Here is a 22,938-nt window from a genome sequence, read left to right as displayed (position 1 = left end):
GGGGCCGCGCATGGGCCCCCAGGTGTCCCATGCGGCTCCCTACGGGGTGGGCGATGCCGCCTGCTCCGGCTCGGCGGCAGCGGCGTCCGTGGTCGCGGGGGCGGTGTCGCCGCTCTTGCCCGTCACCACGCCCTTCACCTTCTCCATGGCGGCCTTCGGGTCGATGTTGCCCTTGAAGTTGCCGAACGGAGTGTCGATGACCTGCTCCCGCTTCTCCGAGGAGGCGTAGCCCTCTGGCGCGCAGAGGGCCTTCGCGCTGTCGCGCACGGAGACGACGGGGGTGTTGATGGTGGTGGAGTCCTCGGTCGTGGCCTTGGCGACGAGCTTGTCGTCGCGCATCAGCACGCAGCGGTCCTCGCCGTAGTACCAGGCGGTGGAGCTGTCCGGGAACTCCTGCGCGCGCGTGGGCCCCGAGCCCATGGCGTCGACGACCTGATGGGACGACATGCCCGGGTAGAGCTTGTCGAAGCCGGAGGTGGCACAGCCGGCGGCGGCGAGCGCGAGCGCGGCGCTGACAATCGGGAGACGCATGGGGTGTGGGCTCCTTCCGAAATGGAATCGCGGAGCCTACCCCGGCGTCACGCCCGGCCTCCAGGTGGGGGCCGGACGACGGTTGCCCTCATGACTGGCCTTCCTCCTTGGGCGTGCCACGGCCGTACTTGCCGAGCAGGTCCTCCACGGCCTCGCGCAGGTACTCGCTCTGGTGGATGCGGGTCCGCCGCGCCAGCTCGCGCAGCTTCTGGACCTGCTCCTCGGGGACCAGGACGTGGGTGGAGACGATGTCGGCGTCCGGGCCACGGACGTCGACAGACACTTCCGTGGCCGCCGGGGACGACGGCGCCTCGGGGCTCAGGGGACTGGCGCTTCCATCCTGCATCGGACTTCCTCCGGGCGTGGCTGCTACAGGCCGCTACCTGCCTGTCCGAGGCATTAGGCGGGCGGACAGGCACGCCGTCAAAAAATGCGCCGGAAGCCAGGCGGCCGAGCCACCCCGCACGCCGCGTTGACAGGTCCATGGGGGCGCTGCTACTTCGCCGCTTGCCTTAGGGGAGTAGTTCACGCCAGCGGCGCTGGCGGCGGGAAGCTCGACACACTGGCCGGAAACGGCCCGGGCCCCCACCTCGTGATGTTCGCGAGACGAACGAGACCTTCGGACAGGGATTGTCGTTTCTTCCTGGCCGAGGTCCGTCGTGCGCGCGTGCTGCCCTGGCGTCTCCCACGAGCCTGAACCCCGGCCCCGTCTTTGCGAGGGAGTCTGATGCTGGAAGCGCTCGTGGGTTCATTCGTGTTGGTGGCCGCCAGTGAGATGGGGGACAAGACGCAGCTGCTCGCGTTCTCCCTGGCCACGCGGTTTCGCAAGCCGTGGCATGTGCTGGCGGGCATCTTCGTCGCCACCGTCGCCAATCACGCGCTGGCGTCCAGCGTGGGCAGCTGGGTGTCCGCGCACGTTCCGGCGAAGTGGATGGCGTTGCTCCTGGCGGTGCTCTTCATTGGCTTCGGTTTGTGGACGCTCAAGCCGGACACGCTGGAGGACGATGGAGGCAAGCCGCCGCGCTTCGGGGCCTTCCTCACCACGGTGGTGCTCTTCTTCCTCGCGGAGATGGGGGACAAGACGCAGCTGGCCACCATGGCCGTGGCCGCGCGCTACCAGGCGCCGCTGACGGTGACGCTCGGCACCACGGCGGGGATGATGCTGTCGGACGGCCTGGCCGTGTTCCTGGGGGACCGGCTCGCGGGCCGGGTGCAGATGAGCTGGGTGCGCTGGGCCGCCGCCAGCCTCTTCTTCGTCTTCGGCGCCCTGTCGCTGTGGACGGCGCTTCGGATGTGACGGAGAAGTGCATTGCGCTTCAACCCGGGAAAAGCTCCCATGTGCGAGGTCTGGGATGACCCGGACCTTTCTTCAGGAGCTGGAATGCGTTCCCCCCTTCGTTTTTCCGCGATGATTCTGATGAGCGCCCTCCTGGGCGCGGGTTGCGACGGTGCCCAGCCGCAGGACCCGATGGCCGCCACCGAGGTGGTCCCCGAGACGGCGGAGGTGAAGCAGGGCGCCGTGGGTGACGTGCTGCTGCGCTGTGACGAGTTCCAGGGCGGCACGCACCTGGAGGTCGTCCAGACGGCGACCGGCTTCGAGGCCGCGTACGTCTCCGAGGAGTACGACCCCTGGGATTGCCGCTGCACGTACATGAAGCGTGAGGTGCTGGGGCAGTACCACCAGTGCCGCAAGTCCACGGTGGACCCGCGCATCATGAACTGCTTCCGCATCGAGCCGACGGGCACGACGGGCAAGGTGGTGCTGTCCACCACGCGCGTGCAGAAGACGCAGATGGTCATCGGCAGCAGCCAGACGGTGAACTACAGCGAGCTGAGCGTGGCGGCCATCAACCAGGACCCCGGCCAGACGCCGCGCCGCGACTACGTCTTCCCGCTGAACGACTGCCAGTAGGCCGTTCCTGGGCCGGGGCGTCGGTGGGCCCCGGCCCTTTTTCGCAGCGGGCGGCGATGATTCCGGGGGCGGTGGGGCGTCTGACTGGCAGGAACCCATTCCTTGGAGGTCATCGTGGCAACTCAGTCTCCCCCGCAGGACCCGGCACCGCGCGGTCCCCATGTCGTCGTGAGCCTGCCGACGCGGGACCTGGCGCGGTCCTTTCGCTTCTACCGAGAGGGGCTCGGCTTCCGCCTCGTCGTCGAGACGGCGGACGGCGCGATGCCCGAGCCCGTCCACTTCACGCTCAACGCGGGCGTCAGCCTGATGCTCATCCCCACCGGCGGGTTCGGCTGGGTGGCGGGGGGCAACACGGTCGCGGAGCAGGGCGTTTCGGAGTGCATCCTGAGCCTGTCCCTGGAGACGGAGGCGCAGGTGGACGCGCTCGTCGCCCGGGCGCGGGAGGCCGGGGCCGAGGTTGCCTCCGCGCCGGGCCAGAAGCCCTGGGGCTACTCGGGGACGTTCAAGGACCCCGACGGCCACGTGTGGATGCTGGAGAAGGTGGGCTGAAAAGAAAAACCCCGGTGTCACCGTGAAGGTGACGCCGGGGCAGTGGCCAGGGTCAGACTTGAACTGACTACCTGCGGATTATGAGACCGCCGCTCTAACCAGGTGAGCTACCTGGCCGTAAGTAGGCTACAACCTACGGCTTTTACTGCGGAACTTCGACTGCTTTCCTACCTGCTCGCCCGGTGTCCATGCAACAGCTTTGGCAACGGGGCGGGGCACTTCGCGCTTCGGGGCGGCTCTATACCACATGGCGGGCGGAGGGCAACGGGAACGAAGCGCTGGGGACAGGACGGTGTGCAAGGGGGACGGCTGACGAGGTCCGACGTCGGTCCTTGGTAGGGGGCGTGAGGCGCCTATGCCGCAGCCTGAGGCGCCTTTTCCTCATGCCCTGATGCAGTGTCAGTCTTCTCTGGAATTGAGTGAATTCGCTCCTCGGGATGGGGAGCGATGCCGCGGAGAAGGACATGACGCTGCGATGGGGAGCGGTGGTGCTGCTGATGCTGGTGGGCACGGGTTGTGCCTCCTCGCGGGTGGTGCGCCTGGACACCGGCGAGGGCCGGCCTGGCATCTACACACCACGCGCGGACGCTGAGCCCGTCGAGTTGGACGAGGAGGAGTTCGCGGAGGCAGTGCAGGAACTGGCTCGCACCGCGCCGACTTCTCCTCGGCCAAGGGAGGCGGCGTTGAGGCTCTTCGGCCTGGACGTGCCCCGCGCGTACTCCCCCGTGCGAGGACGCCTGGGCCTGGTCTCCATCGAAGATCCGCGACGGGGCCGTCTTCTTGTGGCCGAGGCGCCGAACGCAGAAACGGAGCTGGCGAGCGCCTACGGACGCTGGTGCCAGCGCCTGAAGGAGCCACGGGACTGCCTGCATCTGCTGGACGAGGGAGCCATCCTCGACGAGGAGGGCAGGCGCATCCTGGCCTTCCGGCTGGCCCTGGACTCGGTCTGGGCCGAAACGGCCGAGGCGCTGGGAGAGCTGACGGACAAGGAGTCGATGGTGACGATGCTCGCGACGACGGGCGCCATCTACTTCGGATTATGGCTGGTGCCCGAGCCGCTGCTTTCGAAGGGAATCGCCGCGACGCTGACGGTGGCGCTCATCGCCTACCTGGGGTGGGACACGGTGTGGAGCCTTGTCCAGGGCTGGAGGGTGCTGGCGAAGGAGGTGGAGGCGGCGACCACCTTCGATGAGCTTCAGGGCGCGGGAGAGAAGTACGGGAGGGTGATGGGGCAGAACGCGGCGCGGGCGTTCGTCATGCTCGCGATGGCGGCGCTGGGCAGCACGGCGCAGACGTTGTCGGCGCGGGTGCCCACGCTCCCCGGCTCCGCGCAAGCCTCGCTGGTGGGGGCGGGGCAGGGCGGCTTCCGGCTGGCGGCGGCGGGACAGGTCATCTCGGTGGCGGTGGCACCGGGAGGCGTCATCACCATCGGACTGGAGCCGGAGGCTGTCGCGGAGACGGCACGAGGCCCGCGCGCCGTGGCGTCCGAGCCGGTGGCGACCGCTGCCCACGAGCACCACATTGCGACGAACAAGTGGTGGGACTCCACCAACCTGGGTGGCCCGTGGTCACCCCATTTTCAGAAGCTCTTCGACCGGGCGGGCATGTCACTCAATGACGCGGCCAACAAGGTCCGCGTTCCGGGCCATAAGGGGCCTCATCCTCGTGAGTACCATGAAGCGATCTACGAGCGGCTGAGAGATGCGGTTGGAGGCTGCCGGCGCATCCAGCAATGTAGAGAGGCGCTCGTCGGAGAACTCAGGGTTCTGGCTGGGGAGATCGCCAAACCTGGCTCCCCTCTCAATGTTTTGGTTACTCGGAACTGACGCACAGGAAGACTCATGACGATGCGGTTCTTCAAGCTCTCCGATGACATGGAACTTCAGGGGCGCTGGCTCCTGGGAGACCCCACGGATTCACAGGGCCAGGAGGTTGATGACATCTGGCAGTTCACGAATGGCTGCCACGTCCAGGTGGAAGCGCGACTCAAGATCCCCATCTACCACCCAGGGAGCCCTCTCGATTATTCCCTGGCGGGGGTGGGTAGCTCCCCCATCGTTCACGAGAGGATCGCGAAAATCTTCGCGGAGCTGGCGCCTGATGACGTGCAGCTCATTCCAGTCGATGTTGCTGGCCAGCCCGAGCCGTATTGCCTCCTTGTCGCTACTCGACTCATCCGGTGCATCGACGACAACGCCTCGGAGCATGTGCAGTACTGGAAGCCAGAGGATGGGCGCCCGGAGAAGGTCGGGAAATACCGCGGTGTTTTGGGCATGCGCATCGACTCGGCGAAGGTGGGCGGCGCCAAGGTGTTCCGGACCTGGGGATGGAAGATCGCGCTCATTGTGTCTGAGGACATCAAGGAGGCGCTGGAGCGCGCGGGCGCCAGGGGCTGCCGGTTCAAGGAGGTCACCGGCCCGAGCGACATCAGTCCGGAGGAGCGCGAACGCAACCGGAAGCTCATGGCGCTGGCGGACCAGACAGACTCGGCCCGTAACGCCTTCTGGCGCACCCTGGGGAAGTTGGACGGAGAGGTCATCATCCCCATCGTCGTCGGTGGTAGCTGGCCCGCCCGGCGTCAGGTCTGGCGTGTCATCCACCGCCCGGAGGAACGGACCCTGCTGGTGACAGACGGGCTGTCGGATTTTTTCGTGGACCGCGTGGAGCCATCCGTAGGCTTCGGCCTGGAGCTGGCCCTGGAGACGAACGAACCGCTGGGAGACGTCGAGAAGAGCTGGCCCCTGCTGCTGCTGGAGCGGGTGGGGGACGAGCTCGCGGAACACGAAAGCGTGCGCGAGAAGGTGAAGGCGGGCTTCCTCTCCATGGAGGTCTCCGGCCAGGGCATGCCCGAGCCTCTGCTGACAAAGGAGGGCAGGGTGGGAGTGCTGCTTGGCATGGAGTCGAACACGCTCCCCCGGAACTTCACCATGCCAGCCGGGAAGGTGCGGCTTGTCACTCTCAAGGTACTGCTGCCCTCGGAGCTGGCCTTTCTCCTGGAGAAGGGGAAGGTGGGCCGTGACGAACTGCTGCGACGATTCAGCCTGCAGGGGCACGGACACCTGTCCTGCGTCAGGAGGAGCCCGGTGGTGTAGATGCTCGGCTGTGCCTGGCTCGGAGGATTTACGATTGGTGCGCAGGTCACCGCGTAGTCGTTCGGACTGGGAACGCCATCATCGGCCATGGTGGCGTCCCTTCGTCGGGCTCAGTGGGCATCGAACTCGCTGGCGGCTCGCATGCTCCTGATGGATGCCCATCATCAGGTGCGGGGGCTCATTCAGCAGCGGACGAAATCTTCCGCGCACGCTCGTTCAGGTCCCCCAGCACGCTCTCGATCTGCTCCAGCGCCGACCGCAAATCGTCGGCAATCTCCGCTGCGAGAACAGGCGGGTCCGGCAGCTTGGCCGAGTCCTCCAGGCTCTCGTCTTTCAACCAGAAGATGTCGAGGCTGCACTTGTCCCGCGCGACCAGTTCCTCGTAGGTGAACACGCGCCACCGGCCCTCGGGGTTCTGCTTCTCGCTCCAGAGCGGCTTGCGCCTGCTGCGGTTCTCCGGGTTGTAACAGGCGACGAACTCGTCGAGGTCGGCGCGTGCCATGCGCCGCGTTTTCAACGTGAAATCCTTGTTCGTGCGCAGGTCGTAAATCCAGAACTTCTTCGTCCAAGGCTCTTTCGCGCCAGGCTTGCGGTCGAAGAAGAGCACGTTTGCCTTCACGCCCTGGGCGTAGAAGATGCCCGTCGGAAGCCTGAGCAGCGTGTGGACCTCGCACTCCTGCAAGAGCTTGCGCCGAATTTTCTCGCCCGCTCCGCCTTCGAAGAGCACATTGTCGGGCACGACAACGGCGGCGCGCCCGTGGATCTTGAGCATCGACTTGACGTGCTGGACGAAGTTCAACTGCTTATTGCTTGTCGTCGTCCAGAAGTCGGGCCGGTTGTAGGTGATGCTCTCTTTGTCTGTCTCACCCTCGTCGTTGACGATGGTGATGCTCGACTTCTTTCCAAACGGTGGGTTCGTCAGCACCACGTCGACGTGGCTCGAAGGCTCGTTGCGCAGCGAGTCCTCACCGCCGTGGATCGGCGGCTTCCGCGTGTCATCGTCGGGACCGATACCGTGGAGGAAGAGGTTCATGGCGCATAGACGGGCCACACCGTCCACGAGTTCGGTGCCGCGTAGCGCCTCGTAGCGCAGGTGCTTCTTCTGTCCCTTGTCGAGCTTGTACTTCGTGGCGAGGTAGTGGTGCGTGTTGGCGGTCATCGCGGAGCGCGGGAATCTGGTCATCGATGCGGTCATCGCGGAGCGCGGAATTCGGGTCATCGGCAGGCGCGGGTACCGAGTCGAGTCAATGCAAGACGGCCTCGCTCCCGCCCCGGTTGCGGGGCGCAGAGCGAGGCCGGTGGGCAGCGGTGAGTAGCGGGGACGCTCAGCTCTTCTTGGCCTTGCGCTGCGCGCGTGACTCCTCGGCCATGCGCCTTCGGTAGCTGTCGCCCTCGATGCTGATGATGCTCGCGTGGTGGATGACGCGGTCAATGAGGGCGATGGCGCACGCGGCGTTGGGGAAGATGGTGGTCCACTCCGAAAACGGGAGGTTGGTCGTCAGGACAATCGGCTTCTTCTCATACCTGCGCGACACCACCTGGAAGAGGAGGTCGGCGTTCCTGGCGTCGTAGGAGAGGTAGCCAATCTCGTCGATGACGAGCAGCCCCGCCTGGGTGCAGTAGTGCTTCAAGCGCCTGTCGAGAGCCCGGGCGGAGTCCTGGCTTCCGAGGTCGAGCAGCAGCTGGGCGGCGGTGGTGAAGAGGACGGAGTGGCCAGCCTGCACCGCGTTGTAGGCGATGTTCTGGGCAATCATCGTCTTGCCCAGGCCCTGGGGCGCGACGAGGACGACGTTGGCGGGGCGGGCCATGAAGTCCAGCGCCAGGGCACTCTCGACGGCCGTCCTGTCAATGTGCTTGGGCCAGCCCCAGTCGAAGTCGGCCATCGTCCTGAGGGCGCCCAGCTTGCTGCGCGACAGCCGCCGCTCGACGCTGCGACGGGCCCTGTCCTTCGTCTCCTCCTCGGCGATGGCCTCCAGCAACTCCATGGGCCCCCACCTGCGCTTGCTGGCCAGGGCGATGAAGTCCTCGAGGGTGTCACTGGTGTGGTGCAGGCCCAGGGTGGTGAGGCGCTCTTTCAAGGGGCTCATGGCGCTTGCTCCGAGTCCCGCCCGAGGAGGACGTCGTAGGCGTTGAGGAGTGCTGGGGGACGCGCTGCTCGCGCACGCGCGGGTCATCCGGCAGCACGTGGGGCAATGGCGGAGGAGCGCCCTTTTTCCGGCTGCGCTGGTCGAGAATGTGGGCGACGGAGGCGGGGCCGAGTGCGCCGCGCGCGAGTGTCTCGGCGATGGCGGTGTCGGTTTCCGCGGAGCCGTACCTGTCGGCCAGCGCCAGCAGCTTCACGGTGTGGTTTCCGAGGTTGTCGCCGCGGTTTGCGAGGGCCTGGAGGAGTTGCTCGGCGCGGGGGCAACGGGCGAGCAGCAAGTCCCTGCCGCGCAACTCGTGGGCGTGGGCCTTGCGTCTGGCCAGGGCGGCCAGGTGGCTTGAGTCCTCGACGACGGCGCCCTTGTCCCAGCTGCGCACGTGCGAGGCGACTTCCTCGGCGCCGTCGAGGAGGCGCACCCTGGTGGGGGAGGCCACCAGCGTGAGGGGCCGGCGCACCAGGCCGTCGGGAATGGAGTAGTCGTTGCCGTCGAAGCGCACGTAGGGCGTCTTGCCGGAGGAGACGGGGCGCAGCACGTCGGTGGGCAGCGGGTGCGCGGGCAAGGGCAGCAGCAGGGGGCGCTCGGCTTCCAACGCCTGCGCCACCGTGCGGCCCGAGGCGTCGCCGGGCACCCGGCGCTGGTGGGCTACCTCCTCCACCCAGCGCTGAAGCTGGCGGTTGACGTCGTCGAGGCCGTGGAAGGTGCGCGCGGCGAAGAAGGAGTCGCGCAGGTAGCGGATGGTGCGCTCCACCTTGCCCTTCTCATTGCCGCGGTAGGGGGCGCAGGGCTTGGGCGCGAAGTGGTAGTGGCCGGCGGCCTCCAGCACGCGTGGGTGGAAGCGGATGGCGTCTCCGGCCCGCTCCAGCACGACGGACTTCAGGTTGTCGTAGAGGAGGCTGCGCGGCACGCCGCCCAGCGCTTCAAAGGCCTGGACGTGCCCCTGGAGGAAGCACTCCATGGTTTGGCCCAGGAAGAAGCGCGCGTACATGGCGCGCGAGTGGCCCAGCACCAGGACGAAGCAGGAGAGTGTCCGGGTGGCCCGCCCCACCTGCACCTTGCCGAAGCTGCCCCAGTCCACCTGGGCTTCTTCGCCCGGCAGCGTGGTGCGGCGCAGGAAGGCCTCGGCTTGAGGCCCCGGACGCACCCGCCGCACGTAGCGCTTCACCTGCTCGTAGCCGCCCGGGTAGCCACGGGCCTTTACCATGTGGAAGAGGCGCGTGGCCCTCAGCCGCGGGTGGGCCTTGAGGGTGCCGTCAATGAAGGCCGTGTAGGGGCCCAGCACCGTGGGCTTCGCCGTGCTGCTGTCGGCGCTGGCTACTGGCGCGTCCTCCAGGGCCGCCTCCACCGTGTCGTGGTGCAGCCCCAACTGCGTGGCGATGGTGCCCACCGGCCAGCCCTCCGCGTGGTGCAGTTGGCGAATCCGGGCGCGTACCTCGAGGCCAATCATCCTCGCACCTCCTCACCCGGCGCAGCGCCGCCAGCGCGGGCCCAGTCGGGTGCGCGCCAGGGTGGTGTGACGGAGGAAGGGGTGGCGCGTCCGCAGGACGTGCAGGCAGGAAGGGACGGTGGTGCATACCCAGGGGCCTCGCTGCGCTCGGCTCCGCGGCCACCTGCGTGGTGGCCTGGGCCGGCGCGGGCGACACCGTCACCTCCAGGGCCCCTGGCGGGGAGACTGATGCGTCACTTTCTGTCGCCGCCCCGGTACGCGGCCTGGCGCTCCGCATGCGCATGCCGGCCGTCTCGGGTGCGCTGGTAGCGCCGCCCGGCCGCACGCACCGACTCCGCGCGCGCCACCCTCCCGCACCGACGCCCGCAGTAGCGCTGCCCCCTGTCGCACCGGCTGCACAGCTGAAACAGCCGCCGGCACTCCGGCCGCCCGCACACCACCAGACGCAACGACTCCACGCGCACCTTCCCGTGCGCGCGCCGGCTTCTGGCGCCCCGCCCCGAAAGTGCGCTAACCCTCCCTTACCGGCTCGCCCCTCTCGCACACCAGGGCGCGCCCCCAGGAAGGCCCTCCAGGTGTCGCTGGTGGGCCTTCTGTCTTTCTGGACACGCGCTGCCCTGGACTCCACCGGCGCGCCTCCCACTCCTCAACTTTTCGGCCGCTCCCTGCGCTGCCTCTGGCCACAAAGCTCGTGAACGCCTGGCCGTTCATGACCAGAAATCCGCGCTTCCTGGTGACCATCAACAGTGCGCTGAGAGCAGGAAGCCACCGGTGCCACAAGCCGGGTCGGCGATGATTTCGCCTGGCTGCGGCTGGATGCAGTCCACGATGGCGTCGATTAGCGGACGCGGGGTGAAGTACTGGCCTGCGCCACCCTTCACGTCCTGTGCGTTGCGTTCGAGGAGGCCCTCGTAGGCGTCGCCCTTCACATCGACGGTCATCTCCAACCACGACTCGTTGCCGATGAGATCGACGACGAGCTTGCGGAGCTTCGCCGGGTCTTGGATCTTGTTCTGCGACTTCCTGAAGATGAGGCCGAGCATCCCGCCCTGCTCGCCGAGCTTCTTCAGAGTGTCGCGGTAGTGCTGCTCCAACTTCACGCCTTCCATCTTCGGGTTGGCGAGATCTTCCCAGCGGTAGCTCTTCGGGACGGGCTGCATCTCGCCCGTGAGCTTGGCCCGCTCGTCGGCCATCTTCAGGAAGAGCAGAAAGGTCAACTGCTCCAGGTAGTCATGGTACGACAGGCCGTCGTCGCGCAGAACCTGGCAGTAGCTCCACAGCTTCTTGACGATACGCTCGCTCTGGTCACTCATGATACAGCCTTCGCCTTGCGATCTCGGGACTTCTTGATGGTAAGGGTGATTGCGCGCTCGGCTTCGATACTGGCGAGGATCTTCTCGGCGGGATCGTCGCCGGGGTCCTGATCGACGAGTTTGCCTTCAAACGCCCATTTCAGAACTGATTGGCGGAGGCGCACTGCGCGATGTGCGTTGCCCTCAGCGGTCACACTGACCTCGTCACTCACCGACACCAAACGCTGAATTTCATCAATGATCCGCCCTTGCTCGGCAATCGGGGGAAGCGGGAGAGGAAGCCCTTCGATGGTGGGCGCATTCAAGTTTGGTCGGCCGACTCCTTTTCCATTACCGATTAGGTCGGCCTGGGCACTCGGGCTTTTGAGGAAATAGAAGCAGTACCAGACGACCGTAAGTGGCGTGGCGAGCCGATATTGAATCAGGTATGCGCCTGGAATTGCCCGAACGTCATCGTCGAGAACCGCTAGCGTTCCGAGACTGCCTGTTCGGGTGATGAGGAGGTCGCCTCGAAGTGCCGCATACTTTTCATATTCTTCGGGCGCGAGCTTGAGGCGAGGAGGCGTGGCCAAGTTCACTCGTCCACCCTCCGAAATGTCCGACGTGCGAAGGACCAGAATTCCATCGTCGGTGTAGTCGTCGCTAGAAAAGCGTGGACCATACAAGGAGAACTCTTTGAGCTGCCCAAGATTTGTCCAACACCACCCCTCCGGCAGTTCCGGCAGCTTGCTTGTATCCGGCGGCGCCGGCTCCTCGTACTTCGCCTTCCACTTGCCGTCTTTCGGCGTTTTCCCGGCCTTTTTCAGCCGGGCCAACTCCTCCTCCTCCCAGCGGCGGCGGCGCTCTTTGAGGATGCCGTCCAGGAGTACCTGCGCTGGCTCGTAGTCGCGCCTCTCTTGCCGGGCGATCTCCGCCTCGGTTGGAACCAAACGACCCTCTATCGCGGCTTTTAGGACTGACGCGCGGTACGCCTTCAGCTTGGCCTGGACTCGCGTGAGGTTCGCGACGGCGGCATCAAGGCGAGAAAGGAAACTATCGACCGCATCGACGATGCGCTGCTGCTCGTTCGTTGGTGGCAGCGGAAGTTGCTGCTCTTCCAGGAACTGAATCGGCACGCGGAGCTGTCCCGCCGTACCAGTCATCCTCGCCCGTGCTTGGCGACGAAAGCTTTCTTGCAGGATGTAGTGAAGGACAAATCGCCCCCCGACTCCTTCGCGTGGTCGTAAAACGTGGAATTCTGTCGTCCCTGCACCGATTTTGCCAATCGTAACCGTTCACCGGCTGGTGCCTGCTTGAAGAGACATCGGGGCAGCGGACGGTGGGCGGGACGGCGCTCGACGGTGTTGGCCGCGGCGTGACACACCGCCACTCGTGGCGGAACTCGACCCCCGGGACGCGCGGATTGCGAAGCTGGAGGCGCTGCTGGAAGCGGCGCTGGGGCGCATCGCGCACCTGGAGGAGGAGAATCGGCGGTTGCGCGAGGAGAACCGGCAGCTGCGCGAGGAGAACCGGCAGCTGCGCGAGGAGAACCGGCAGTTGAAGGAGCGGCTGAATCTCAATTCGAGCAACTCCTCGAAGCCCCCCTCCGCGGACGCCCCCGGCACGCCGCGCCCGCTGAAGAAGCCCACGGGCCGCCGCCCCGGTGGTCAGCCAGGGCACAAGAAACATGAGCGAAGTCTCCTGCCGCCCGAAGCCGTGCAGCACGTCGTCGAGTTGGTGCCCAAGGAGTGCCAAGGCTGCGGGCACCGGTTGGAGGGCAGAGACTGCGAGCCGCGCCGCCACCAGGTAGTGGAAGTGCCGCCGTTGTCGGCCGTCGTCACCGAGTACCGCAGCCACGCCCTGGAGTGCCGCGCGTGCGGCACGCTGACGCGCCAGCCGGTGCCGGCGCACGCCCGCAGCGCTTTCGGAGACAGGCTGGGGGCGCTGGCCAGTCTGCTGGTAGGCAAGTACCGGCTGTCCAAACGACTGGTGAAGGATGCCCTCTCGGACATGGTAGGCGTGGACTTGTCGGTGGGCAGCGTGGTGAATCTCGAAGGGGAGATGACGGACGCATTGGCCCCAGCGGTGGCCGAGGCCCTCGCATATGTGCAGGCGGCCGACGAGGCCCACGCGGACGAGACGGGATGGGTGGAGGGGCGCAAGGATGGCCGGGGCCATCGTGCCTGGTTGTGGGTGGTCGCCACGGCCTTGGTGGTGGTGTTCCACATCGCGCGGAGTCGTGGCGGCAAGGTGGCCCAAGCCCTGCTGGGGGAGGGCTTCCTGGGCTTCCTCACCACGGACAGGTGGGCCGGGTATGACTGGTATGACAAGGGCCTGCGCCAACTCTGCTGGAGCCATTTAACGCGCGACTTTCAAGGCTTCATCGACCGCGGAGGCGAAGGCTGCCGCATTGGCGAGCGGTTGATGCGCGAGCGCCACCGCTTCTTCAAGTGGTGGCACCGGGTGCGCGATGGGACGCTGGCTCGAGAAGACTTCGAGCAGCGGATGAAGAAGGTACGACGCACGGTGGGCCGACTGCTGCGTGAGGCCGAGGTACGCGCGGAGAAGAAGACGGCGGGCATGGCACGAGAAATCCTCAAACTGGAGGAGTGCCTCTGGACCTTTGTCGACGTGCCCGACATCGAGCCGACGAACAACTTCGGCGAGCAGTGCATCCGCCACGCCGTCATGTACCGCAAGACGTCATTCGGGACGCAAGGCCCCGAGGGCAGCTGCTTCGTCGAGCGCATCTTCACCGCCGTCACCACGCTCAAACTGCAAGAGCGGGGCGTACTGGACTTCCTCACGGACACGCTGCGCACGCACCGCCGGAGCCTGCCGCCTCCCTCGCTGCTTCCCCTTGCGGAAGTCCCTCAGCCCGCGCACGCAGCATGAGTCGGTGAACGGTTACTGCCAATCAAGCCGTGTGCGAACGCAGCCTTGCCATTCTCCATACTCGGGGTGATCTTCGCCATCACCACGTCGCCCTCTTGGAACCGCGTATACCCCCTACGGACTTCGGACCACTGCTTGGCGACTGTCACATCCATGCGCCCCGTCATCTCCTCGACGGCAGCCATGGGAACGAACGAGACGAGAGCAGCGTCGGGAGGCACTTTGCTTGGGTTCGGCGGATTTATCTCGGCAACTTTAGAAAGCAGCGCCACGGCCCAGTTGCTCGGCAGATGCTTCGTCATGCCGCCAGCGCCTCGTTCAACTCACGCACAACAGCGTGCAGGTCCTTGCCGAACACCTTGCTCGCCCGTGCAAGGCCCCCCTCAGACGTGAAGGGGCTTAGATCGAAGTCATCGATCTCGACCTCCAGGCTCGTGGAGATGTGGTCCCTCATCATCTCCAACCATTTTCGTTGTTCATCGGTGAAATCCCTGTTCTTGTTCATCTGCTGTGCCAACCAGTTCTCGAATCGTGCTTGTACGCGCTCTGCATGCGGTACCAGTTCTCCGTCCTGGTGCAGCGCGAAGCGCACGAGGCTGACCACGTCGGTGAGAAGCCGCCCGGCCGAAGCGCCCCGAACCTTCGACTTCTCCAGGGTCTCGTAGGCCCGCCACAGCGCTTCGGGCGTCCATGACCTCGGCGGCGACGAGATGGCGCCTGCGAGGGCCTCGATGTCCTTGTACTTCAGCCGCCTTTTGTGGGGCACCGAGTAGAAGAACTGCAGGGCCCCGATCTCGTCCTTGTGCTCTCTCAGAAACTGCTCGAAGGACTGAACCAGTGCCTGTGCTCGTTCCTTCGCCTCGGCGCTGTATCCGGTCTGCTCCTCGATGAGGGCGTCAACGCTGACCTCATCAACGACCTGCTCGAACTTCTGGCGGAGCTCGATGAGCACCTTCCTCAGAGCGGGCATCCCCATGAGCGGCTTCGTGGCCGCGAGTTTGAGCGGCTTGGCCGCCTGCTTCACCTGCTCGTCGGTCGGTTCGGCGCCCAGTGAAAGGTGGAAGATCTTGCGGACCGCCTCGTCCTGCACGTCGGGGTCCACCGCATGCAAAAGCCCTGAGGCGATCTCCGGCAGCGTCATGCCCCCGGTGACCTCGGCGATGCGCTGCTTGTCCTCGGGGCCGCACTGTTTGTCGATCCGCGCGATGCGGCCCGCGAGCGACGAGAGGTAGTCGTCATTGGTACCGCCCGAGGCGACGTGTTCCAGCAGGGCCTTCAGCGAGACGCTCGGGTGCTTCTCCAGCGGCTTCGTATCGGCGAGCTTCGCCTCGCAGACGCCCACGCAGTCGATGATGAGGAAGTGGGTCTTCGCTTTGGCATCCGGAGTGACGGCCCGAAGCTCGTCGGTGTCGATCACGCGGACGCCGCGCCCCTTCATCTGCTCGAACAGCACCCTCGACTTCACCGTGCGCATGAAAATCACGATCTCGACCGGCTTGATGTCGGTGCCAGTGGCGATGAGATCGACGGTGACGGCGACGCGCGGGTAGTAACTGTTACGGAAGCTCTGGATGAGGTCTGCGGGCTTGCTCCCCGTCACCTTGTACGTGATCTTCGACGCGAACTCGTTCCCCTTGCCAAACTCCTCGCGCACGATGCGGACGATGTCCTCGGCGTGGCTGTCGTCCTTCGCGAAGATCAGCGTCTTCGGCACCTCTTTCCGGTCGGGGAACGTCTCCTTGAGGACCTTGTCCCGGAAGGTGCGGATGATGAGCCGGATCTGGTCGGTGGCGACGACGTTCTTGTCGAGGTCGCTGCCGGTGTACCTCACATCCTCGTCAGGAGCCTCCCAGCGGACCTTGCGCGTGAGCCGGTCGCGGTAGCCGAGCATGACGCCCGGGCTCGCCTCCACCGTCGAGCCCTGCGCCGTGATCTTCGTGCGGATCTTGTAGACGTCGAAGTTGACGTTCGCGCCGTCGGCCACCGCTTGCTCATGCGGGTACTCCATGACGACGTTCCCTTGGAAGAACCCGTAGGTGTGCTTGGCCGGAGTGGCGGTGAGCCCGAGGAGGTAGGCGTCGAAGTATTCGAGCACCTGCCGCCACAGCGAGTAGATGCTCCGGTGGCACTCATCGATGAAGATGACGTCGAAGAACTCGGGCGGAATGGCCTTGTTGTAGACGACCGGAAGCGGTTCCTTCGCCGATATGCTGTCGCTGTCAAAGCTGGTGTGCGCCTCCTGCTCGGGCTCGAAGTCGGGCTCGCCCTTCAAGATCGAGTAGAGACGCTGGATCGTCGAGATGACGACCTTGCTCGACGAGCCGATGGTGTTCGACGTGAGCCGCTGGACGCCGTACAGCTCCGTGAACTTTCGGTTGTCATCGGGCGTTCGAAAGCTCTGGAATTCCTTCTCCGCCTGTTCGCCGAGATTCGCTCGATCGACGAGGAAGAGCACGCGCCGGGCACCGCCGAACTTGCTCAAGCGATAGAGCGTGGTGACTGCGAGGAGCGTCTTGCCGCTGCCCGTCGCCATCTGGATGAGCGAGCGGGGCCGGTCGTCGAAGAGGCTCTTCTCGATGCTGGTGACGGCCTTCACCTTGTTCGGCCACATGCCGGGCAGGTCGACCGGGGGCATCGCCCGCAGACGAGCTCGGAGGGTCGAAGGCCTGGTGTCGTCCGCCTTCGTATAGAAGCCCCCCGACCGCTTCAGCCATTCATCCAGCGTATCGGCCGACAGCCACTCCCGGATGGTCTCGGGCCGGTGGAACGTGAAGACCTCCCGCGTGCGCGGTAGCGGGTCCAAGTGGTTGATGAACGCCGTCTCTTCGCCCGTCGAGATGTAGGCGAAGGGCAACGGCTTGTGGGGGGCATCCAACGTCAGGGGCAGCCCATCCACGTACTTCTTCGCCTGGACCTCGACGTTGCGGACGGGAACTCCGGCGGGCTTCGCCTCGCACACCCCGACGGCCCTGCCATCCACGAAGAGGAGGTAGTCGGCGTAGCCATGGCCCTTTTCGAGCTTGAACTCCCGCACCGCGACGGCCGGAACGGTGAGGTTCATCTCGTCGCGGTCCTGGACCGTCCACCCTGCCTCTTCGAGCAGTGCGTCGATCTTCTCCCGCGCCTTGGCCTCGGGGGCGTTCTTGCTTCCTGCTGGCGACACTGGGGGCCCGAGTATATGCGAAGAACGGGAGTGTTGCGCGACGGCTGGTGCAGGGAGAGTCGGTGGAGAAAGCTGGGGCCAGCATGACCGCGGGCCGCGCCGGTTCGCTCGGGCGTGAGGGGCCTGGGGAGGGAGGCTCAGCGTCCCGAGTGGGGCGCGGATGCTTCCGCCATGGCGCATATTCCGAGGCCCGGGTGGGGGTTGCCTTTGGGCATGCGGGCCACTGCACAACTGGGGAGGTAGCTAGAATTCTGGGGCGTCGAAATAACCTGATAGGTTGTTCCCGAGGTGAGCTGCTGGATGCCCCTGCACGCGGAGAACTTTCAGGTGAACCCGGAGTCGCTGGGCCCCGGTACGGAGGTGGGCTCCTGGCGCGTGGTGGAGCGGCTGGGCGTGGGGGGCTTCGGCGCCGTGTACCGCGTGGAGGACCTGGCCCGTCCCGGCGAGTTCTACGCGCTGAAGCTGGCGCTGCGTCCCGGGGATGCGCGGGCCGAGCGTGAAGTCACGCTGTTGATGGTGAAGGCGGTGCACCCCAACGTCGTGCGTTTTCACGCCTGCGGCCGATGGCCTCACCCGCGGACGGGCTCGCTCTACTTCGTCATGGACTGGGTAGACGGCTGGCCGCTGGACACCTGGGCCGAAGAGGTGAACCCGACCTTTCGTGAGCTGGCGCAGGCCGCCGGCAAGCTGGCCCTGGCCTTTCATGCGCTGCACGGGGCGGGGGTGCGGCACCGCGACGTGAAGCCCGTGCACCTCCTCATCCGGAGAGCGGATAGAGAGCCGGTGCTCATCGATTTCGGCATCGGGGACTACGTGGGCGCGGCAACCATCACCGAGCAGCCGGTGCCACCGGGCACGTTGCACCTGCGCAGCCCCGAGTCGCTGCGTTTCCACCGGGCGAATCACGGCCGACCGGGAGCACGGTACGAGTACCAGCCCACCGACGACCTGTACGCCCTGGGCGTCAGCCTGTTCCGGGTGCTGACAGGGCACTACCCGTTCCCGCCGCACTTGCCACCCGACATGCTTTATCTGGCCATCGAGGGACAGACGCCACCAGCGCCAGCGGACTTCAACCGGCGCACGCCCCGAGCGCTCAGCGACATCATCATGCGGCTGTTGGCGAAGAAGCCGCAGGCGCGCTACGCAACCGGGGCGGAGTTGCACGCGGCGCTTATGTCGGCGGTGAGCTTCGGCAACCCTGCGGCGTGGGAGGCCAGCCTCTTCGAGTGGGAGGATGCTGCGGGAACCGAGTCTCCGTCCGGCGACGACGCGCGGCAACGCATCCGCCGACCCGAGTGGCCCACGAGTTCCTCGACGCCGCCCGCGCCAAGGCTGGTGATCGCCCCGTCGTTGCCTTTCGCTCGGCGACTGGCTCGGGGGGATGTGAAGGCGTCCGAGCAGGAGCCGCCGCCAGTAGCGCCTCCACGGCAACAGCGGCTGCGCTCACGGGTGCCTGTGGTTCCCGTGCTGTTCGTGGTGGTCGTGGGCTTGGCAGCCTTGGGTGCGTGGCTGCTGGAATTCGGGCCTGTATCCAGTGCAAAGGGATCCGCGCCGCTGTCCGACGTGGTGCCGCCCCCTGCGCCTTTCCGTGAAGTAGCGCCCAAGGAGGCGCTGCCGGAAGCTGTTCCTGTCACAGCTCCGCCCATGGTGGAGGCAATCGCTGTGGCCGCCGCGCGTGCCGCGACGCTGACGAAAGAGGATGCACCCGTGATGAAGGAGTCGAAGCCGCATGCCAGCGCGTTGAAGAAGTCAGGGATGAAGGCCATGGGCGTGGCGGGCGCTTGTCTCAATCTCGCGTGTTCCGGCCCCCAGGTGCGTCCTGCTCCGCCGCCGGAAGACTGCCCGCCCGGGGCCGACGAAGCGATGAAGGAACTGGGCATCAGATTGGGGGATGCGCAGGTCTTCGTCTTCGACGTCATCAAAGGCGAGCCCCACGTCATCACCGTGCGCGAGGGGAACGCCATCGTGCGGCTCGGGGATGAGTGGAAGGGGCTCCGGGGCGGGGGACTGCTCTACGGCAAGCTCCACCTCGCCGACCGCGTATATGGCCGCTTCACCTGGCTGCGGGTGAACAAGGGCCGCACCTATCCGGTCTGCATCGAACTGCTCAGCGGCGACAGAAAGCACGGTCTGGAGCGGAAGCCTGGAAGTGATGCCGACTCCGCCATCATCTGGACGACCGGGCGTGCGAATCCCGTGGATCGCTTCGAGTGAGGGGGGGCCATGTCCGCTGCTTCTTTCGCCGCGCTGGTGGCGCTCACCTTGCTGCTGGGAATGAACGCCAGCGCAGCGGTGCCTCCCGCTTCATGGAATGCAGGCGTGCGGCAGCTTGAGCTTCCGGCGGAGCCCACCGGTGACGAGCCCGAGGTGCACATCAGCCCGGGGCTCTCCACCACGCTGGCGTTTGACGCGGAGTTGCTGCGGGACAAGGAGGGCAAGGACACGGTAGCGCTGGAGAAGCGGGAGTCATTTGTCCTCGTGGACGCTGGCCAGGCCACGCTTCGGCTCCTCCCCTCGGACACCCTGAAGAGCGGAGCGCGGCTGCGGCTCATGGTGCGCTTCAAGGACGGTGCGGCCCCCGCGGCTGCGGCCTTCACCCTCGTGGTGCATCCGGCCCGTGCGGAGCGGCTGCTGGAGGTGTCCCGCGCCACGCGCACCACCGCGTCCTACCAGCGGGAGGCGAAGGAGGCGAAGGTGGAGGCCCAACGGTGCCATGAAGAGCTGGAACGGGAGCGTGCTGAGCGAGGAGGACCGGGAGGGCTCGTCGGACTCATCGCCGCCGGGCAGATGAACAACACAGGGGTCGTGACCCGCTGGCTCATCGAGGCCGTCACGAAATCCCCCGGAAACGCACTGGTGACGCTGGAGGTCTACAGCTACCGGGCCGCTGGACGGGTGGCGGTGGAGTTGGTGATGGAGAACCCGCGAGGCGAGCAGCCATGGTCAGCCGAGGGCGCGATGCTGACGGACAGGACGGGCATGGAGTTGAAGGTCCTGCCGGTTTGGCAGCGAGGCTTTGTTGAAACGGACAAGAAGCGGCAGCACATCGTGGTGGAGGCGCTGGCGACGCGAGAGGAGGCCCAGGGCCCCTTCACGCTCAAGCTGTGGGAGGCGGGCAGGGGACGCACCGTCAGCCTTTCGGGCATTACGTTTCCGTAACACCGCCTGATGCCTTCGAGGAACCTCCTCCCTCAAGTCCTCTCCGAACCAGCTACATTGAAGTGGAGGCCGTAGTGAGGCTGACGGATTCCAAGATGCTGCGCTGGGGAGCGGTGGTGCTGCTGATGCTGGTGGGCACGGGCTGTGCCACCTCGCGGGTGGTGCGCCTGGACACGGGCGAGGGCCGGCCCAGCATCTACACGCCACGCGCGGACGCTGAGCCCGTCGAGTTGGACGAGGAGGAGTTCGCGGAGGCAGTGCAGGAGCTGGCTCGCACCGCGCCGATGCCCACTCGGCCAAGGGAGGCGGCGTTGAGGCTCTTCGGCCTGGACGTGCCGCGCGCGTACTCCCCGGTGCGAGGGCGGCTGGGACTGGTCTCCGTCGAAGAGCCGCGACGGGGCCGTCTTCGTGTGACGGAGGAGCCGAACGCAGAAACGGAGTTGGCGAACGCCTACGGACGCTGGTGCCAGCGCCTGAAGGAACCACGGGACTGCCTGCATCTGCTGGACGAGGACGTCATCCTGGACGAGGAGGGCAAGCGCATCCTGGCCTTCCGGCTGGCCCTGGATTCGGTCTGGGACGAAACGGCCGAGGCGCTGGGGGAACTGACGGACAAGGAGTCGATGGTGACGATGCTCGCGACAACGGGAGCCATCTACTTCGGACTATGGCTGGTGCCCGAGCCGCTGCTTTCGAAGGGAATCGCCGCGACGCTGACGGTGGCGCTCATTGCCTACCTGGGGTGGGACACGGTGTGGAGCCTTGTCCAGGGCTGGAGGGTGCTGGCGAAGGAGGTGGAGGCGGCGACCACCTTCGATGGGCTTCAAGGCGCGGGAGAGAAGTACGGAAGGGTGATGGGGCAGAACGCGGCGCGGGCGTTCGTCATGCTCGCGATGGCGGCGCTGGGCAGCACGGCGCAGACGTTGTCGGCGCGGGTGCCCACACTCCCCGGCTCGGCGCAAGCCTCACTGGTGGGGGCGGGGCAGGGTGGCTTCCGGCTGGCGGCGGCGGGACAGGTCACCTCGGTGGCGGTGGCACCGGGAGGCGTCATCACCATCGGACTGGAGCCGGAGGCTGTCGCGGAGACGGCACGAGGCCCGAGCGCCGTGGCGTCCGAGCCGGTGGCGACCGCTGCCCACGAGCACCACATCGCGACGAACAAGTGGTGGGACTCCACCAACCTGGGTGGCCCGTGGTCACCCCATTTTCAGAAGCTCTTCGACCGGGCGGGCATGTCACTCAATGACGCTGCCAACAAAGTCCGCGTGCCGGGCCACAAGGGGCCTCACCCGGTGGAGTACCATCGAGAGGTCTTCCGCCGACTGCAGTTGGCTACGAGGCGCTGCAGGAGCATCCAGCAGTGTCGTGAAAGTTTGACGGCGGAACTGAGGGATTTGGCTGTGCAGGTCTCCAAGCCGGGTACCGAACTCAACAAGCTGGTGACGCGGGCGAAGTGAGGCGAGGAAGAACTCATGGCGAAGCGATTTTTTGACCTGGCTGATGACATGGAGCTCCAGGGGCGCTGGCTGCTGGGAGACCCCATGACCTCACAGGGACAGGAGGTGGACGACCCGTGGCAGTTCACGGATGGCTGCCCTGTCCAGGTTGAAGCGCGACTCAAGATCCCCATCGACCATCCCGGACGCCCCTTGGATTTTTCCCTCGCGGGCGTGGGTGTCACCCCTATTGTTCACAAGGGGGTTGCGCATATCTTCGCGGAGCTGGCGCCAGACGACGTGCAGCTCTTTCCCGTCGACGTTGCCGGACAGGCCGAGCCGTACTTCATCCTCGTCGCGACTCGGCTCATCCGGTGCATCGACGACAATACTTCAGCGGAGGTGCGGTACTGGAAGCCGGAGGATGGGCGCCCGGAGAAGGTCGGGGAATACCGCGGTGTGTCTGGAATGCGCATCGACCCGGCGAAGGTGGGCGGCGCGAAGGTGTTCCGAACCTGGGGGTGGAGCATCGCGCTCATCGTGTCCGAGGACATCAAGGAGGCACTGGAACGCGCGGGCGTCACGGGCTGCTATTTCAAAGAAGTCACCGGCCCGAGCGCCATCAGTCAGGAGGAGCGCGAACGCAACCGGAAGCTCCTTGCGCTTCGGGATGAAACGGACGCGGCCCGCAGCGCCTTCTGGCGCTCCCTGGGGAAGCTGGACGAGGAGGTCATCATCCCCATTGTCGTGGGTGGTAATTGGCCTGCCCGGCGCCAGGTCTGGCGTGTCATCCACCGCCCCGAGGGGCGGACTCTCTTGGTGACGGACGGGCTGTCAGACTTCTTCGTGGATCAGGTGGCGCCGTCCGTGGGCTTCGGCCTGGAGCTGGCCCTGGAGACGAACGAGCCGCTTGGAGACGTCTATAAGAGCTGGCCCCTGCTGCTGCTGGAGCGGGTGGGGGACGAGCTCGCGGAACACGAAAGCGTGCGCGAGAAGGTGAAGGCGGGCTTCCTCTCCATGGAGGTCTCCGGCCAGGGCATGCCTGAGCCGCTGCTGACAAAGGAGGGCAGGGTGGGGGTGTTGCTGGGCATGGAATCGAGCATGCTTCCCGGGAGCTTCGCCATGCCGGCAGGAGAGGTGCGACTGGTCACAGTCAAAGTGCTGCTGCCCGTGGAGCTGGCGTACCTGCTGGAGAACGGGAAGCACGGTCGTGACGAGCTGCTGCGGCGCTTCGTCGAGGAAGGTCAGGAGCACCTGTCTCGCGCCTGGCGCCAGCCCGTGGTGTGACAGCTTCCCGTGCCCAGCAGACAGGTCGCGG

19 protein-coding genes and 1 tRNA gene are annotated in these 22,938 nt (G+C 66.3%); 10 read left to right on the top strand and 10 right to left on the bottom strand.

Features of this window, described 5'->3' with window-relative positions; translation table 11 throughout:
- Positions 1-39: 39 nt before the first annotated feature.
- The gene (locus KGD87_RS11525) at positions 40-531 is read right to left on the bottom strand and encodes a hypothetical protein (RefSeq protein ID WP_284667505.1); all 492 of its coding nucleotides are present in this window, start codon (positions 529-531) and stop codon (positions 40-42) included.
- 88 nt (positions 532-619) lie between these two features.
- Complete coding sequence (locus KGD87_RS11520) at positions 620-877, bottom strand: ribbon-helix-helix domain-containing protein (RefSeq protein WP_141592137.1); 258 nt, start codon at positions 875-877, stop codon at positions 620-622.
- A gap of 381 nt (positions 878-1,258) precedes the next feature.
- Here KGD87_RS11520 and KGD87_RS11515 point away from each other — a divergent pair, with 381 nt between their 5' ends.
- The 3 genes from KGD87_RS11515 to KGD87_RS11505 all read left to right on the top strand — a co-directional run bounded on the left by KGD87_RS11515 (position 1,259) and on the right by KGD87_RS11505 (position 2,992).
- Positions 1,259-1,828: a TMEM165/GDT1 family protein gene (locus KGD87_RS11515; RefSeq protein ID WP_284667504.1), complete on the top strand. Its 570-nt coding sequence runs from the start codon at positions 1,259-1,261 to the stop codon at positions 1,826-1,828.
- Between the two features lie 84 nt (positions 1,829-1,912).
- Positions 1,913-2,443 (top strand): hypothetical protein, encoded by a 531-nt coding sequence (locus KGD87_RS11510; protein ID WP_284667503.1) that lies wholly within the window; start codon positions 1,913-1,915, stop codon positions 2,441-2,443.
- Positions 2,444-2,557: 114 nt separating this feature from the next.
- Entirely contained in the window at positions 2,558-2,992 is a 435-nt protein-coding gene (locus KGD87_RS11505; protein ID WP_284667502.1) for a VOC family protein, read from the top strand.
- A 43-nt stretch (positions 2,993-3,035) separates the two neighbouring features.
- On the opposite strand, the gene KGD87_RS11500 is transcribed toward KGD87_RS11505, so the two are convergent.
- Positions 3,036-3,109: transfer RNA gene (locus tag KGD87_RS11500), tRNA-Ile, on the bottom strand.
- A gap of 347 nt (positions 3,110-3,456) precedes the next feature.
- On the opposite strand from KGD87_RS11500, the gene KGD87_RS11495 reads away from it, so the two are divergent.
- Both KGD87_RS11495 and KGD87_RS11490 read left to right on the top strand, forming a co-directional pair.
- Positions 3,457-4,818, top strand: a complete 1,362-nt coding sequence (locus KGD87_RS11495) for an AHH domain-containing protein (RefSeq protein WP_502888038.1) — start codon at positions 3,457-3,459, stop codon at positions 4,816-4,818.
- A gap of 15 nt (positions 4,819-4,833) precedes the next feature.
- On the top strand, positions 4,834-6,084 hold the full coding sequence (locus KGD87_RS11490) for an imm11 family protein (protein WP_350102047.1): 1,251 nt from the start codon (positions 4,834-4,836) through the stop codon (positions 6,082-6,084).
- 178 nt (positions 6,085-6,262) lie between these two features.
- Here the strand turns inward: KGD87_RS11490 and KGD87_RS11485 are convergent, their stop codons facing one another.
- From KGD87_RS11485 to KGD87_RS11465, 5 genes are all read right to left on the bottom strand, one after another.
- Positions 6,263-7,279 carry an HsdM family class I SAM-dependent methyltransferase gene (locus KGD87_RS11485; protein WP_284667501.1) on the bottom strand — a complete coding sequence of 339 codons (1,017 nt, stop codon included), beginning with the start codon at positions 7,277-7,279 and terminating at the stop codon, positions 6,263-6,265.
- Between the two features lie 130 nt (positions 7,280-7,409).
- On the bottom strand, positions 7,410-8,171 hold the full coding sequence (gene istB / locus KGD87_RS11480) for an IS21-like element helper ATPase IstB (RefSeq protein WP_284665360.1): 762 nt from the start codon (positions 8,169-8,171) through the stop codon (positions 7,410-7,412).
- A complete protein-coding gene (gene istA, locus KGD87_RS11475) occupies positions 8,119-9,672 on the bottom strand; it encodes an IS21 family transposase (RefSeq protein ID WP_284667500.1) in 1,554 nt (517 codons plus the stop codon). The genes istB and istA overlap by 53 nt, the downstream gene beginning before the upstream one ends.
- A gap of 740 nt (positions 9,673-10,412) precedes the next feature.
- On the bottom strand, positions 10,413-10,985 hold the full coding sequence (locus KGD87_RS11470; RefSeq protein WP_284667499.1) for a class I SAM-dependent DNA methyltransferase: 573 nt from the start codon (positions 10,983-10,985) through the stop codon (positions 10,413-10,415).
- Positions 10,982-12,241, bottom strand: a complete 1,260-nt coding sequence (locus KGD87_RS11465; RefSeq protein WP_284668618.1) for a restriction endonuclease subunit S — start codon at positions 12,239-12,241, stop codon at positions 10,982-10,984. Before KGD87_RS11465 ends, KGD87_RS11470 begins: the two co-directional genes overlap by 4 nt.
- A 115-nt stretch (positions 12,242-12,356) precedes the next feature.
- Here KGD87_RS11465 and tnpC point away from each other — a divergent pair, with 115 nt between their 5' ends.
- Positions 12,357-13,859, top strand: a complete 1,503-nt coding sequence (gene tnpC, locus KGD87_RS11460; protein ID WP_284664471.1) for an IS66 family transposase — start codon at positions 12,357-12,359, stop codon at positions 13,857-13,859.
- On the opposite strand, the gene KGD87_RS11455 is transcribed toward tnpC, so the two are convergent.
- Both KGD87_RS11455 and KGD87_RS11450 read right to left on the bottom strand, forming a co-directional pair.
- On the bottom strand, positions 13,838-14,161 hold the full coding sequence (locus KGD87_RS11455) for a restriction endonuclease subunit S domain-containing protein (protein ID WP_284667498.1): 324 nt from the start codon (positions 14,159-14,161) through the stop codon (positions 13,838-13,840). The two genes, tnpC and KGD87_RS11455, sit on opposite strands and share 22 nt — an antisense overlap.
- Positions 14,158-17,022 (bottom strand): type I restriction endonuclease subunit R, encoded by a 2,865-nt coding sequence (locus KGD87_RS11450; RefSeq protein WP_284667497.1) that lies wholly within the window; start codon positions 17,020-17,022, stop codon positions 14,158-14,160. The genes KGD87_RS11455 and KGD87_RS11450 overlap by 4 nt, the downstream gene beginning before the upstream one ends.
- 300 nt (positions 17,023-17,322) lie before the next feature.
- Here KGD87_RS11450 and KGD87_RS11445 point away from each other — a divergent pair, with 300 nt between their 5' ends.
- The 4 genes from KGD87_RS11445 to KGD87_RS11430 all read left to right on the top strand — a co-directional run bounded on the left by KGD87_RS11445 (position 17,323) and on the right by KGD87_RS11430 (position 22,907).
- Entirely contained in the window at positions 17,323-19,239 is a 1,917-nt protein-coding gene (locus KGD87_RS11445) for a serine/threonine protein kinase (protein WP_284667496.1), read from the top strand.
- A gap of 9 nt (positions 19,240-19,248) precedes the next feature.
- Positions 19,249-20,184, top strand: a complete 936-nt coding sequence (locus tag KGD87_RS11440; protein WP_284667495.1) for a DUF2381 family protein — start codon at positions 19,249-19,251, stop codon at positions 20,182-20,184.
- 95 nt (positions 20,185-20,279) lie between these two features.
- Positions 20,280-21,641 carry an AHH domain-containing protein gene (locus KGD87_RS11435; RefSeq protein WP_284668617.1) on the top strand — a complete coding sequence of 454 codons (1,362 nt, stop codon included), beginning with the start codon at positions 20,280-20,282 and terminating at the stop codon, positions 21,639-21,641.
- Positions 21,642-21,656: 15 nt separating this feature from the next.
- Positions 21,657-22,907, top strand: coding sequence for an imm11 family protein (locus KGD87_RS11430; RefSeq protein WP_284667494.1), 1,251 nt, complete (start codon positions 21,657-21,659; stop codon positions 22,905-22,907).
- Positions 22,908-22,938: the final 31 nt, after the last annotated feature.

This window comes from Myxococcus sp. SDU36 (genome assembly GCF_030168875.1).
Lineage (GTDB): Bacteria > Myxococcota > Myxococcia > Myxococcales > Myxococcaceae > Myxococcus > Myxococcus vastator.
This window is presented reverse-complemented; position numbering and strand designations above follow the sequence as displayed.